The sequence below is a fragment of the Francisella noatunensis subsp. noatunensis genome (assembly GCF_009823375.1).
In the GTDB taxonomy this organism is placed as follows: domain Bacteria; phylum Pseudomonadota; class Gammaproteobacteria; order Francisellales; family Francisellaceae; genus Francisella; species Francisella noatunensis.
Map to the genome: position 1 here is coordinate 1 of NZ_WBSX01000042.1, position 13677 is coordinate 13677.

The window sequence follows — 13677 nt, forward strand, 5'->3', positions numbered from 1 at the left end:
CAATATAAATACAAAAAAGAAGGTGACTCTAAACAAGTTAAGATAAAGGATAGAGCGAGTATTTCTGAAAGACCTAGCAGTGCTAATAGAAAAAATCTTTATCACTTTGAAGGTGACACTATTGTTGGTAAAGACCATAAAGGTGCTATTGTAACAATGGTCGATAGAGCTAGCAGATTTACTATTTTAGCCAAGTCTATAGATAGAACAGCTAATTCAATCAATAGAATATTGTACAAAGTATCTAATGGTCATAAAATATTAACAGCTACATTTGATAATGGTAAAGAGTTTGCTAAACATAAGAAGCTAACTAGCGAGACTGGCATCAAAGTATTCTTTGCTGATCCATACAGTCCTTGGCAAAGAGGTACTAATGAAAACATGAATAGGTATATCAGACAATTTATACCTAAAGGTACTAACTTTAACAATATATCTCATCAATACATTAGAAGTTACAGATAGACTTGAATAATAGACCTAAGAAATGTTTAAATTACTTGACACCTAATGAAGTACATTTTGGTATCTCTATAAACATTGAGAATACAATCTAGCTTTTAATTAATTTATCATGATAAATATTGCTATAATATGTTTGTTAATTAAATTGGTATAAATAAGTAGTTGGTGGTTTTATGTGTGGAGTTATAGGAGTCGCTGGACCAAATCAGGTTAGTTATCCATTGTTTTATGGTTTAAGTCTTTTACAGCATAGAGGTCAAGATGCTGCAGGTATCGCGACTATGGATCAAGGACATTTTTTTATTTGCAAAAATACAGGGCTTGTAAGTGATGTATTTACAGATGAAAAGCTAGAAAAGTCAAAAGGTAAAATGGGTATAGGTCATGTCAGATATCCAACTGCTGGAAGCCTAGAGGCTGCAGATAGTCAGCCTTTTTATGTAAATAATCCTCACGGTATAGTCTTTGCGCATAATGGTAATTTGACAAATGTTGATGAGCTTGCGCAGATGTTACATGATATCGAAAGACGTCATCTAAACACAACTTCTGATTCAGAGTTGCTTCTGAACTTTTTTGCATGCGGTATGAATAAATCAAAAGGTTGCTCAACACCTGAGGCAGTCTATGAAGCTTGTGAGTTTGTTTTTGAACATGCTAAAGGTGGCTATGCTTGTACAGCGATGATAGCAAATTTTGGATTGGTAGCTTTTAGAGATCCATATGGTATTCGACCTTTGATACTAGGTGTTAAGGAGTATGATAATGGCGAGAAAGCATATATGGTTGCTAGTGAGAGTGTTTCTTTGGATATATCAGGATTTAAGATACTAAGAGATGTTGAACCTGGAGAAGTGATAATTATCACTGAAGATAGACAAGTTCACTCTAAAATATGTGCAAAAAATCCAGTTTTAGCACCTTGTCTATTTGAGTATGTATATTTTGCACGTCCTGATAGTATTATGAATGGCGTAAGCGTATATCAAGTTAGAGTTGATGCTGGTAAGGTGTTAAGTCAAAGAATCAAAGAGACATGGAAAGATAAAGAGATTGATATTGTAATCCCAGTACCGGAGACAGGTAGAGCATCAGCCCAAGAGATAGCTACTGCTTTGGGTGTTGAGTACCGTGAGGGGTTTGTCAAAAACCGCTATGTTGGTAGAACATTTATCATGCCCGAGAATGTCGATAGAAAGAATTTTGTAAGAAGAAAGCTAAATCCAATTCCAGCGGAATTTAAGGATAAGAATGTTTTGCTAGTTGATGACTCAATTGTTAGAGGTACAACATCTAAGCGTATTATTGAAATGGTTAGAGATTTAGGGGCAAAATCTGTATATCTTGCTTCTGTATCACCAGCTGTTTGTTATCCAAATGTATATGGTATTGATATGCCTGTTAAATCAGACTTGGTTGCGCATGGAAAATCGTTAGAAGAAATTCGTGAGTGGATTGGAGTTGATGGATTGATTTATTTACCATTAGAGGATCTAAAGCAAATAGTCCAAAAACAGAATCCTAAAATCACAGAGTTTGAAGATAGTGTTTTCTCTGGTAATTACATTACAGGTGATGTTGACGAAGCTTATTTGAACGAGCTAGAAAGACATAGAAAAGAGTTAAAAGAGTTAGAAAAGAAATATAAAGGGTTTGATAGCTAATGATTAGGATTTTTGAAGGGTTAAGTGCATTATCTCCATTTAAAAGAGAGAAGATTTTAGCAGATGCTAAAAAAATATCTAATAAAGTTGAGTCTGTATCTGCTCAATATATTCATGTTGTAGAACTTGGGGTAGAGTTAGATAGTGAGCAAGAAAATATAGTCAAATCTTTACTCAACTATAATAGAGAGTATGGCTCAGCTGAACCAAAAGGTCATACTTTTATCACTGCTCCAAGAGTTGGCACAATTTCGCCATGGTCGTCAAAGGCTACTGATATTATCCGTAATACTGGTATTAATGCTGTTAAGAGAGTAGAAAGAGCTGTTCTTTTTGGTATTGAGGGACAGGTTTCTGATAGTGAGCTAAGAGCTATAGAAAACTTAGTCCATGATCGTATGGTTGAAGAAGTCTTTACATGTAAAGATGACTTACACAGATTGTTTAGTGTAACAGATCCAAAAGAGCTTGAGTTTGTCAATGTGCTAGAAAATGGTGCTCAGGCTATCAAAGATGCTGATAAAAAGCTTGGTTTAGCTCTAAGTGAGCAAGAGATTGAATATCTAGCTGATGAGTATACAAAGCTTGGTAGAAACCCTACTGATACAGAGCTGTATATGTTTGCTCAAGCAAACTCGGAGCATTGTAGACATAAGATTTTTAATGCCAAATGGACTATAGATGGTCAAGAGCAAGATAAGTCATTGTTTAAAATGATTCGCAATACTACTGAGAAATCTCCGAAAGGTGTACTTTCTGCATATAAAGATAATGCTGCTGTGATAGAGGGTGCAACTGCTCAGAGATTCTATTCAAATACGCAAACTGGTGTTTATAATTTCAATCAAGAGGAAGTTGATATCTTGATGAAAGTTGAGACTCATAATCACCCAACTGCTATAGCTCCATTTAGTGGTTCAGCTACTGGTGTTGGTGGCGAGATTCGTGATGAGGGAGCTACTGGATTGGGAGCTAAACCAAAAGCTGGTTTAACCGGTTTTACAGTATCAAACTTAAATATCCCAAATTTTGAGCAAGCTTGGGAGACTAGCAAATATGGTAAACCACATCATATAGTTACACCACTTCAAATCATGCTAGAGGCTCCAATAGGTGGTGCTCATTATTCAAATGAATTTGGTCGACCTAACTTAAATGGTTATTTCCGTACCTATGAGCAAGAGGTTAACACATCCGCTGGTAAAGAGAGGTTTGGGTATCACAAGCCAATTATGATTGCTGGTGGTATGGGTAATATCAAGAGAATGCACGTTGAGAAAGGCGATATCAAAGTTGGTGCTAAGCTAATCTGTCTTGGTGGACCTGCGATGCGTATTGGTCTAGGCGGTGGTGCTGCATCATCTGTTGTATCTTCTGATACTAACTCAGAACTAGATTTTGCATCTGTACAGCGTGATAATGCGGAGATGGAGCGTCGTTGCCAAGAGGTTATCGATAGATGTTGGCAAATGGGTGAGCATAATCCAATCACATTTATCCATGATGTTGGCGCTGGTGGTATCTCAAATGCGTTTCCTGAGCTTGTCAAAGATGGTAATGTTGGTGGTCATTTTGAGCTTAGAAAGGTAAAAGTCGGCGAAGAAGGACTTTCTCCATTAGAAATATGGTCAAATGAGTCACAAGAAAGATATGTATTATCAGTTGATCCTGAGTCATTAGAACTTTTTGAACAATTTTGTAACAGAGAAAGATGTCCATTTGCAGTAGTTGGTGATGCAATCTCTGAGAAGCATATTACGTTGAATGATGAGTATTTTGATAATAAGCCTGTTGATTTACCAATGGGATTATTATTTGGTAATACACCACAAATGCATATTGATGTTAAAACTGTCAAAGTTGAACAAGATGCTTTTGATACAAGTGCTATTAAACTTGATGATGCGATTGAAAGAGTATTAAAAGTACCAGCTGTAGCTTCTAAATCATTCTTAATCACAATTGGTGATAGAAGTATTACGGGTATGGTTGCACGAGATCAAATGGTTGGACCATGGCAAGTACCTTTGGCTGACTGTGCTGTGACAACTGCTACAGTCGATAGTCAAGCTGGTGAGGCTATGGCAATGGGTGAAAGAACTCCTGTTGCGGCTATTAATGCGGCTGCTTCTGGTAGATTAGCAATTGCTGAGACTGTAACAAACTTATTAGCTTCTGATATTGAAAAGTTGAGTGACATTCGTCTATCAGCAAATTGGATGGTTGCTGCAGATCATGGTGACGAAAACCAAAAGTTATATGAAACTGTAAAAGCTGTCGGTATGGAATTTGCACCAGAGTTAGGCATTGCAATACCAGTCGGTAAAGATTCAATGTCAATGAAAACTAAGTGGTCAGATAATGGTCAAGCTAAATCTGTAACATCACCATTATCATTAGTGATTTCAGGTTTCTCACCTGTTACTAATGCACGTAAAACTCTTACACCAGTTTTAGTTGATGATAATGATACAACTCTTTTACATATTGATCTATCAAATGGTGCTGGAAGACTTGGAGCTTCATGTTTAGCCCAAGCTTATAATCAAGTTGGCAATGTTGCACCAGGTGTTGAAGCAAGTAAGTTGAAAGTGCTATTTGAAAATATCACTAAGCTAAAAGCCGAAAATAAAATCTTAGCATATCATGATGTATCTGATGGCGGTGTATTTGCAACTTTAGCAGAGATGTCATTCGCTGGGCGTAAAGGTCTAGATATCAATCTACAAACTCAAGATACATTAGCAAAACTTTTTGCTGAAGAAGTTGGAGTTGTTATCCAAGTTAAAAATAGCGATGTAGCATTAGTTGAAGAGATGTTTAAAGATACTCAAATTCACCTATGTGCAATAGCTAAGCTAAACTCTAATGATGAGTTAAATATCTTTGCAAATGGTGTGAAGGTATATTCAAATACGCGTGTAAACTTACAAAGATGGTGGGCTGAGACTTCTTATCAGATCCAATCAATTCGTGATAATAGCGAATGTGCTAAACAAGAGTTTGATAGTATTTTAAATATTGATGATAAAGGTATCTATGTTGAGGCGACATTTGATCTTGAAGAGGATATTACAGCTAAGTTTGTCAATGTTGAGAAACCAAAAGTTGCAATATTAAGAGAGCAAGGTGTCAATGGTCAAGGTGAGATGGCAGCAGCATTTACTACAGCTGGTTTTGAGGCTCATGATGTGCATATGTCAGATTTGCATGCTGGGCGTGTAACTTTGGCAGATTTCAAAGTATTGGTGGCTTGTGGTGGTTTCTCATATGGTGATGTTTTGGGTGCTGGCGGCGGCTGGGCAAAGAATATCCTATTTACAGAGAAGCTAAGAGATGAGTTTAGTAGGTTTTTTGGTCGTGATGATACTCTAGCACTAGGCGTGTGTAATGGTTGCCAAATGCTTGCTCAGCTTAAATCACTAATCAAAGGCGCTGAAAACTGGCCGATATTTATCAAGAATAAATCAGAGCAGTTTGAGGCTAGAGTGTCTATGGTTGAGATTCAAGAGTCTGACTCTATTTGGTTCGCTGATATGGCAGGCACAAAAGCTCCAATTGCCGTAGCTCATGGAGAGGGTCGTCCATTATTTGAAAATGACAACCAGCAACAATCTATGTTAGCAAGTTCGCAAGTAGCTCTTAAATATATTGATGGGCAAGGTCAAGCAACTAAGATGTATCCATACAATCCAAATGGTGCAATAGATGGTCTAACAGCTGTGACAGCTCTAAATGGTCGTGTCCTTACGATGATGCCACATCCAGAGCGTGTCTATAGAGCGATTACAAACTCGCATATCCCAGCAGAGTATGATGAGTATTCTGTATGGATGAAAATGTTTAGAAATGCTAGGAAGTGGGTTGGGTAGATCATGAAAAAAAACATAAGAGTATCAGCTGCTGTTATAAAGAGTGGTAATGAAATGTTATGTATTCAAAGAGGTGATAATAAGTTAAGTTATTTGTCCTATAAGTTTGAATTTCCTGGTGGTAAGGTTGAAGAAAATGAGCACCCAAGAGACACGGTGATGAGAGAAGTTCAAGAAGAATTGAAAATGAATATAATCGTTGAAAAAGAATATATGGTAGTCGAGCATGAATATCCGGACTTTTTTCTGAAGATGTACGTATACATTTGTTCAGTAGAAAGTAGGGAGCTGCAACTGACAGAGCATATATCTTATAAATGGTTAATGTCAGAGTTTTTACATACTCTTGATTGGGCAGAAGCGGATATTCTAATAGTAAATAAATTAATTGTAGATAAGAATGTATGATCAATTAGACTTACTCAAAGCAGGTGTTAATCAAAGTTACAGATAGACTTGAATAATAGACCTAAGAAATGTTTAAATTACTTGACACCTAATGAAGTACATTTTGGTATCTCTATAAACATTGAGAATACAATCTAGCACTATATTTCCCATATTTACTTGGTCTTGATAAAAGTTTAAGTGTGCCTCGTTTAGCAACTCCACGAAATAGAATAGCTGCGGGGTCTGTTGCAATTTGGGGGCTCTCAAACAACAATTTTTCCTGAGCAGTCGCCGAGTGGTTGGAATATTATAGGAGTATCTGATTTTAGAGATTTCTCTAACTTCAGTGCTGGTGATAAGATAATTTTTAGGGAGAAGTGATGCTTTTGATAAATTGTGACTTAGGAGAGAGGGGCGTTGCTCATCCTATCGATGATAAGTTGGTTAGATATATAGATATTGCAAATATCGCTTGTAGTGGACATGCAGGTAATAAAGAAAGTGTTGATTACTATGTGAATCTATGTCGAGATCACAATGTCAAAATTACAGCACATATTTCCTATCCTGATAAGGAAAACTTTGGCAGAAAAGTTATAGACATTGATTATGATACTTTATGTGCGTCTTTTGATGAGCAATTTAGACTTTTTGGTGGAGAAATTAAGGCTATTAAACCGCATGGAGCCTTATATAATGAACTAAATGTTAATCAAGAACTAGCAAAAGTTTTTGTTGAATGGTGTCTTAAAAATGATATCAAAGAGTTGGTGGTTAGTCCTTTTGGTATAGTTGCTGAGTATGCTAAAGAAAATGGTATAAAAATTGTTAAAGAGAGTTTTGTAGAGAGAGGCTACATGCTTGATAGTATTAATAATCCTATGCTAATACCACGAGGCCAACCAAATGCTGAAATACATAATGTAATGGAGGCGGTTGAACAATATAATCAGCTTAAACAAGGTTTTATTACTATAGACGATCAAGATATTTTGTTTGAGTCACAAACTATATGTATACATTCTGATAGTAAGATAGCTTTAGAATTAGCACGGCAATTGTATGAGAGTAGAGACTAAAGTTATGGAGAATATCTTTTCGACTAAAGGAGGATTGTTTTTTGCTGTTTCATTGCGAGAGTATGGCAATCAAGACAAAGGAGTATCTCCTAAGGGCGCTCAAGATCAATTAAGCTTTATGACAGCTTATAATATCTTTAACCAATCTACAGATTTTCAAGCTATTGAAATGATTTATCCGACTGAGATTATGGCAGTTGATGATATATTGATTTATCTGTGTGGGCAAGTTATCAGAATACATTTATCGATGAAAATATTTGTGTAAATTATAATCAAGTTTTTGAGCTTAATAGAGGCCAAAAGTTAGAGTTCAAAGGTTCAAAAAAAGGTTTTCGCACAATAGTTTTTGCAGTAAAAAAACAATCAAAAACTATTGGGTTAGTCGGCAAACAAAGATCATCAGAATTAGAAGGTTATATAAACCAAAATTATCGTCATAGCTTCATAAGAGTAATCAAAGGGCCTGAGTATGATATTTTAAAAGATAGTGCTTTTTTTGAGAATACTTGGACTATTTCAACAAACTCAAGTCAGATGAGGTTACCTTTAGAGGGAATTCCTCTTGATACACAAAAAATTGAAATGATCTCTCAACCTGTGACGGATGGTACAGTGCAGCTAGCTCCAAGTGGTCCGATAGTGTTGTTACGACACCGACAAACAGTAGGGGGATATCCTCGGATTGCAAATGTTATTGAAGCAGATATTAATAAATTATCACAATATATACCAGGCTCTAAAATAAGGTTTAAGTTAGTTTCGCTAGAAGAAGCTTATGAAGATAACTTTATACTTAAAAAGCTTCTCAATCAAAATATCAGCTGATGTTACTGCTCTTTAAATGCTTTGTAATTAAGTATATTATTCTCAGAGAAATCAAAAAATGTAAGGTATTGTGCTCGTAATAAAAAAAATATTCCCGAAGCAGATAGGGGTTTATAAAGCTACAGTTATTCTAAGTATTCTTTTTGGTTATGTATATAACATTCCACTTATTATAAAGTTTTTCCAAGATGTTGCTCAAGATAGTACATTTAGTTTATGGTTTGTGATTAGCTGTTTTACGGTTTGTTTCTTAGCTTTTTTTCTGATTTTTAATCTGATTAATTTTTGTTATATATTTAAGCCATTAATGATTGTTTTGATTGCAATTGGAGCAATTGTTTTTTACTCGGAGATGTTTTTAGGAATTACTTTTACCTATGGTGTGGTAGAGAGTATTTTTGATACAAATACACATGAGGCATTATCCTATCTATCTATTGGGAGTATTGCTAGTTTTATATTTTTTGGTGTTTTACCAATTGTTATACTTATCAGAGTTAAAATAGTATACCCAAGATTTAGTAAAAGCACTTTGATTAGAATTGCTAATATCATAGGGACTCTCATATTAGTTGTAATGATTTTAATTACAAATGTAAAAACTATTTTCCCATTCTTTAGAAATCATAATGAGTTAGGAGATTACCCTAATCCAATAATTTACGTAGGTATCACTTCAGCAATTATTGCAGAGAAGTTTATTCCGCCTTTACCGTACCAGCCAATTGGTGATGGCGCAAAAGAAGTTAGAAGTGTTGATAAACCAAACCTAATGGTATTTGTCTTAGGCGAGACAGCGAGAATGCAGAATTATCACTATAATGGATATGATAGAGATACAAACCCTTACACTAAAGATCTTGGTTATTGCATTACAAGATGTAGCATCATGTGGCACTTATACGGCATTATCTGTACCTTGTATGCTATCTAATATGCCAAGAGTTGACTACAATGCAAGACAAGCTGCTGTTAGAGATAATGTCTTAGATATCATGAAAAAAGCAGGTCTAGATGTAACTTGGTATAATAATAATGGATATGATTGTAGATATACCGGAGTATGTAAGCGAATAGATAATATTTATATAAATACTAGTGACTGTAAAGGTAGTAGTGCAGGTGGATTCTGTTATGACTCAGTATTATTAAAAGAGCTAAAAGAGAATCTTGCAAAAAATGATGATGGCAAAAGTAAGGTAATTGTTTTACATTTAGTTGGGAGCCATGGACCAACTTATTATCAGCGTTATCCTACAGGGTTTAAGAAGTTTACTCCAACATGTGATCAGGGTGATATAAATGCTTGTAGTAGAGAAAAGTTAGTAAATACTTATGACAATACTATACGTTATACTGACTATATATTATCAAAAGTTATTGATACTCTAGATAGTAAAGAAGTGATCACTAAATATGATAGTGCAATGGTCTACATATCTGATCATGGAGAGTCTTTAGGAGAAGATGGTTTATATCTTCATGCTGCGCCTTATGGTATAGCCCCATTGTATCAAAAAAGAGTGCCGTGGATTATGTGGTTCTCTAAAGATTTCTTAAAAGATAATAAACTTAATAAAGCTTGTTTAGTTAAAGAAGCTAAGAGGGAAGATACTTTCTCTCAAGATAATGTTTTTGACTCATTCTTAGGACTTATGAATATCAAGACAGCAACATATAGTCCAAAGTTAGATATTTTTGCAAACTGTAGAGATAGTGAGTAAATTCGATGTTAAATAAGCCTAAATATACGCTTTTTAAGAATACTTCATATGCACTAAGTGGCTTAGTAGATATTTTCAAAAATGAAAAATCTTTTCGTCTGCAGTTACTTCTTTTTATAATTTTGACAGTGACTATTTGGGTATTGCCTTTTAGTATAGTTTCAAAGTTTGTTTTACAGATTGTATCAATGTTGCCAATTTATGCAGAGATTATAAATAGTGCTATTGAAAGAGTAGTTGATTTAGTTACAACTGACTATCACATACTAGCAAAGAAAGCTAAAGATGCAGGTTCAGCTTTGGTTTTTGTATCTTTTGTAATAGAGCTAATTGTTTGGATTATGATTATTTATCTGAATTTTTATCATTAGAGTTGTACAAAAGTTTAATAAATAAAGTATTTATTTTTTTGCATATTTATTATAGAGTATTAGCTTTTTTATAAAAAAGTTTGGCTTTTAGAATTAAGGGCTTAATATTATATTTTAGAGCTGCCACAAAAGCAATGCTTTTTTAGATATATTTTTTAAAGTAATTTCTTGTTGCTATTCTTTATTTTTTTGTTGTAGACTTTGAGTGTTAAAATAAATATTGAATAAAAGTAGTTAGGGAGATTATATAAATGCTACGTAAACTTGTTAAAAGTTTGATTCCTAGTCAGGATAAGATTTTTTTTGATTTGATGATAGAAGCTACTGAGGCTGTAGAAGACTCTGCTAGAATTCTTGACAAACTTGTTAAAGAGGAAGATAACTTAACGATATCTGAGCTATCAGAAGAGCTAAGATTGACAAGAACTGTAACTGTTGAAGTAGCTAACAAAATGGATCATGAGCTAGCTCGCTATTTTGTAACTCCTGTTGATAGGGTAGAACTACACAACATTACTACCTTACTTCTAAAATTAAATAGAAGAATCGTCAAAATTCATAGATATATGCAGATATTGATGGAAGAAGAGCGTGGCAATGTAAATATATACTTAGCTAATAGTGTTGAGACATTGCGTAAAATGACAAAAGTACTTGATGATATGATGAAAGCTTTTGTTAGTGGCGATAATAAAGAACTTAAAAATTTTTATATTAGAATTACAGCATTGGATGAAAATGTGCTTGAAGAGTTAGGTCATGCGCTTAAGAAATTCTCTCATTATGATGAGGGAGATATAATATTTATCATGAAAGTTAAAGATATTTATAAAGCTATAGAAAGTGCGATATCTACATGTACATCTGTAGCAGAGTCAATTATGAGATTGTATGTAAAAGAAGTCTAACGAACAAGGGTAAATATAAAGATGATTACATCAGTGCTTATAGCCATCATCGTAATAGCGTTGTTTTTTGAGTTTACAAATGGTTTTCATGATGCAGCAAATGTGGTTGCAACACCAATTGCAACAAAATCATTAACACCTTATCAGGCAATTGGACTAGCAGCATTTTTTAATTTTTTAGGTGCTTTTTTTGGAACAGCTGTTGCTGCAACAATATCAAAAGGCTTAGTTGATACAAGTGTTGTTACTGATATTGTTCTGATATCAGCGTTACTTGGTGCAATTAGTTGGAACTTCTTTACTTGGAGCTTTAGTATTCCATCAAGTTCATCACATGCTTTGATAGGATCATTGGTTGGTGCGGTGATTATTAGCGCAAGTTATCAGGATGTTAATTATGTTACTGTAGTTCATAAAGTATTGATTCCAATGGTAAGTTCACCCATTATGGCATTCTTCTTAGCTTTGATAATATGTATTATCTTGCTGAATATTTTCATGCGATTTTTTATGGTTAGAACTACAAATAAATACATAAGAGAGATGCAGGTACTATCTACTAGCTTATTATCTTTTTCTCATGGCTCTAACGATGCTCAAAAAACTATGTCTATAATAACTCTAGCATTACTAAGTGCAGGACTTGTGCAGACTACGCAGGTTCCTGACTGGGTTATTATCTTATGTGGTGTTGCGATGGGTTTAGGAACGCTATCAGGAGGTAAAAAGATAATTAAGACTCTAAGTGCAAAGTTATCAAAACTAGAGCCTGTTAATGCTGTTTCTGCAGAGTTAAGCTCGGGTATATTGGTTTTGGGGGCTTCGCATATAGGTTTGCCAGTCAGTACTACTCAAGTGGCATCAGGTTCTATTATGGGTGCAGGATATGCTGATGCTGGTGTGAATTGGAAAGTTGTTAGAAAAATGGCAACAGCTTGGGTTTTGACAATCCCTGCTTGTATAGTTGTTACTAGTGTTATATACATGATTCTTTTTAAAATTTTTGGATCTTTCTAAGAGCTAATTACTATAAATATCTTTTTTTAATAAATAAAAAGCCTATAATTCAAAGCAATTAAACTTACTACCTAATACTTAAATGCAAACAAAGATCAATAAATTTATGGTTTATCTTCATTGGACCACGGTTATCTTGATATTTCTAGCTTTTCTATCAATAGAATTTAGAAGTATATTTGGTAAACATTCTGTATTTCATGATGTTATGAAAACATCTCATTTATATATCGGTTTTTTGGTTCTGTTTATCACTATTCTAAGGTTAGCTATAAGAAAGTTTGTAAGTTTTCCATTTATAGGACAACGACTTGAGTATAATAGATTTAGGACTGTAGTAGCTAGTTTAGTACACACATTTTTATATTTTTGGTTAATTACGATGCCAATATTAGGTTGGTGCTTGATAAGTGCAAAAGGAACCTATGTTATTCCTTTTGGTTTATCAGCTATTACAGATGTACTCTCAAGAGATAGTGTAGTAGGCTCAAAGAAATCCATGAAGTTTTTGCGTATATTGGGTTAGCTATAATATTTATTCATGCAGTAGTAGCAATTACAGAGTACTATATCATAATAAAATTTTGGCATAAAGCCAATAGTATTTTCACTCATCAATAAGTTAGCTTTTTGGATCTCGTTATCAACCGTAAACTTAATTTTATCAAGATTAAATTTGTAACTTTTATTATCATGTTTAAATTCATTTATGCTTTGCGAAAAGTCATATCTGTTAAATACTAGAGGAGCTTCAAGAATCTTCTCCGGATTATTATGTAGATCTTTTACAAACTCTTTATTTCCGTATAAGTATGCAGGTAGTTTAACGGCATCTACAGATGTACAAACTATCCAATCATCTAAATCAAGAAACTCAAGATGTTTATTAAATATTTGTATAACATTGTAAGAGTCAAACTGAAACTGACTACCATTAATATTATCTGCTTGATAGCTATCTAAAGCAAAGTTAAATGCATTATTGTTAATTTGTTGTATCTGTGGCAAGGCTAGATCAATTATTAGCTAGATTGTATTCTGAAAGTTTTAAATAGTTGAAAGAGAGTTCCAAATATAGTTTATTAGGTTTTGACGAAACTAAAATAAACGATAAGGAACTAAAAAATGCCAAAGCACTTAACTCTTTCAAATAGATATTGTATAGAAGAATTACTTAAATTAGGATACCAAACATCTCAAATAGCCAATAAAATTGGCTATAGTGAAAGAGCTATAAAAAAGGAACTTAATCGCACTAGTATAAATAGTGACTATAATGCTGAGATAGCACAGAAGCTATATCAAAGCCGCAGAACTTCAAATAATCATAAGCTATCCTGTAAAGTTAAAAAGCTA

At 34.0% G+C, this 13677-nt stretch carries 11 protein-coding genes and 5 pseudogenes; 15 read left to right on the top strand and 1 reads right to left on the bottom strand.

The annotated features are described in order from the left end of the window. The 14 genes and pseudogenes from F8C69_RS04795 to F8C69_RS04855 form a co-directional block, all read left to right on the top strand. A pseudogene (locus F8C69_RS04795) lies at positions 1 to 560 on the top strand (IS30 family transposase); the annotation flags it as partial. 81 nt (positions 561 to 641) lie between these two features. Beyond that, positions 642 to 2132: an amidophosphoribosyltransferase gene (gene purF, locus F8C69_RS04800; RefSeq protein ID WP_159184398.1), complete on the top strand. Its 1491-nt coding sequence runs from the start codon at positions 642 to 644 to the stop codon at positions 2130 to 2132. Continuing rightward, on the top strand, positions 2132 to 6004 hold the full coding sequence (gene purL, locus F8C69_RS04805; RefSeq protein WP_159184399.1) for a phosphoribosylformylglycinamidine synthase: 3873 nt from the start codon (positions 2132 to 2134) through the stop codon (positions 6002 to 6004). Before purF ends, purL begins: the two co-directional genes overlap by 1 nt. Before the next feature lie 3 nt (positions 6005 to 6007). Beyond that, on the top strand, positions 6008 to 6412 hold the full coding sequence (locus F8C69_RS04810; protein WP_159184400.1) for a (deoxy)nucleoside triphosphate pyrophosphohydrolase: 405 nt from the start codon (positions 6008 to 6010) through the stop codon (positions 6410 to 6412). Positions 6413 to 6445: 33 nt separating this feature from the next. After that, positions 6446 to 6550, top strand: a pseudogene (locus F8C69_RS11385) (IS30 family transposase); the annotation flags it as partial. Between the two features lie 5 nt (positions 6551 to 6555). Further along, positions 6556 to 6775 (top strand): annotated as a pseudogene (locus F8C69_RS04820) (carboxyltransferase domain-containing protein); the annotation flags it as partial. Next, on the top strand, positions 6775 to 7473 hold the full coding sequence (locus tag F8C69_RS04825; RefSeq protein ID WP_159184401.1) for a 5-oxoprolinase subunit PxpA: 699 nt from the start codon (positions 6775 to 6777) through the stop codon (positions 7471 to 7473). The pseudogene F8C69_RS04820 and the gene F8C69_RS04825, both read left to right, overlap by 1 nt. 4 nt (positions 7474 to 7477) lie before the next feature. Then, positions 7478 to 8301, top strand: a pseudogene (locus F8C69_RS04830) (5-oxoprolinase subunit C family protein). Positions 8302 to 8371: 70 nt separating this feature from the next. Continuing rightward, positions 8372 to 9235, top strand: coding sequence for a phosphoethanolamine transferase domain-containing protein (locus F8C69_RS10575; protein WP_236352347.1), 864 nt, complete (start codon positions 8372 to 8374; stop codon positions 9233 to 9235). After that, the gene (locus F8C69_RS10580) at positions 9129 to 10025 is read left to right on the top strand and encodes a phosphoethanolamine transferase (RefSeq protein ID WP_234384204.1); all 897 of its coding nucleotides are present in this window, start codon (positions 9129 to 9131) and stop codon (positions 10023 to 10025) included. The genes F8C69_RS10575 and F8C69_RS10580 overlap by 107 nt, the downstream gene beginning before the upstream one ends. A 5-nt stretch (positions 10026 to 10030) precedes the next feature. Beyond that, positions 10031 to 10396, top strand: coding sequence for a diacylglycerol kinase (locus tag F8C69_RS04840; protein ID WP_159184402.1), 366 nt, complete (start codon positions 10031 to 10033; stop codon positions 10394 to 10396). A gap of 251 nt (positions 10397 to 10647) precedes the next feature. After that, entirely contained in the window at positions 10648 to 11304 is a 657-nt protein-coding gene (locus F8C69_RS04845) for a hypothetical protein (RefSeq protein WP_004286766.1), read from the top strand. Positions 11305 to 11325: 21 nt separating this feature from the next. Then, positions 11326 to 12321, top strand: coding sequence for an inorganic phosphate transporter (locus F8C69_RS04850; protein ID WP_159184403.1), 996 nt, complete (start codon positions 11326 to 11328; stop codon positions 12319 to 12321). Positions 12322 to 12427: 106 nt separating this feature from the next. Next, positions 12428 to 12847, top strand: a complete 420-nt coding sequence (locus F8C69_RS04855) for a cytochrome b (protein ID WP_234393255.1) — start codon at positions 12428 to 12430, stop codon at positions 12845 to 12847. A gap of 35 nt (positions 12848 to 12882) precedes the next feature. Here F8C69_RS04855 and F8C69_RS04860 read toward each other — a convergent pair. Continuing rightward, positions 12883 to 13347, bottom strand: a pseudogene (locus F8C69_RS04860) (LysR family transcriptional regulator); the annotation flags it as partial. Positions 13348 to 13446: 99 nt separating this feature from the next. Between F8C69_RS04860 and F8C69_RS04865 the strand changes: the two are divergent. Next, positions 13447 to 13677, top strand: a 231-nt coding sequence (locus F8C69_RS04865) for a helix-turn-helix domain-containing protein (protein ID WP_159183974.1), incomplete at its 3' end; no start/stop codon positions are given.

What these genes read in the sequence shown, in the direction of transcription:
- F8C69_RS04850 (WP_159184403.1), top strand. Translation starts at nt 11,326, where the DNA reads ATGATTACATCAGTGCTTATAGCCATCATCGTAATAGCGTTGTTTTTT.
- F8C69_RS10580 (WP_234384204.1), top strand. Translation starts at nt 9,129, where the DNA reads ATGATAGAGATACAAACCCTTACACTAAAGATCTTGGTTATTGCATTA.
- F8C69_RS04825 (WP_159184401.1), top strand. Translation starts at nt 6,775, where the DNA reads ATGCTTTTGATAAATTGTGACTTAGGAGAGAGGGGCGTTGCTCATCCT.
- purF (WP_159184398.1), top strand. Translation starts at nt 642, where the DNA reads ATGTGTGGAGTTATAGGAGTCGCTGGACCAAATCAGGTTAGTTATCCA.
- F8C69_RS04810 (WP_159184400.1), top strand. Translation starts at nt 6,008, where the DNA reads ATGAAAAAAAACATAAGAGTATCAGCTGCTGTTATAAAGAGTGGTAAT.
- purL (WP_159184399.1), top strand. Translation starts at nt 2,132, where the DNA reads ATGATTAGGATTTTTGAAGGGTTAAGTGCATTATCTCCATTTAAAAGA.
- F8C69_RS04855 (WP_234393255.1), top strand. Translation starts at nt 12,428, where the DNA reads ATGGTTTATCTTCATTGGACCACGGTTATCTTGATATTTCTAGCTTTT.
- F8C69_RS04840 (WP_159184402.1), top strand. Translation starts at nt 10,031, where the DNA reads ATGTTAAATAAGCCTAAATATACGCTTTTTAAGAATACTTCATATGCA.
- F8C69_RS04845 (WP_004286766.1), top strand. Translation starts at nt 10,648, where the DNA reads ATGCTACGTAAACTTGTTAAAAGTTTGATTCCTAGTCAGGATAAGATT.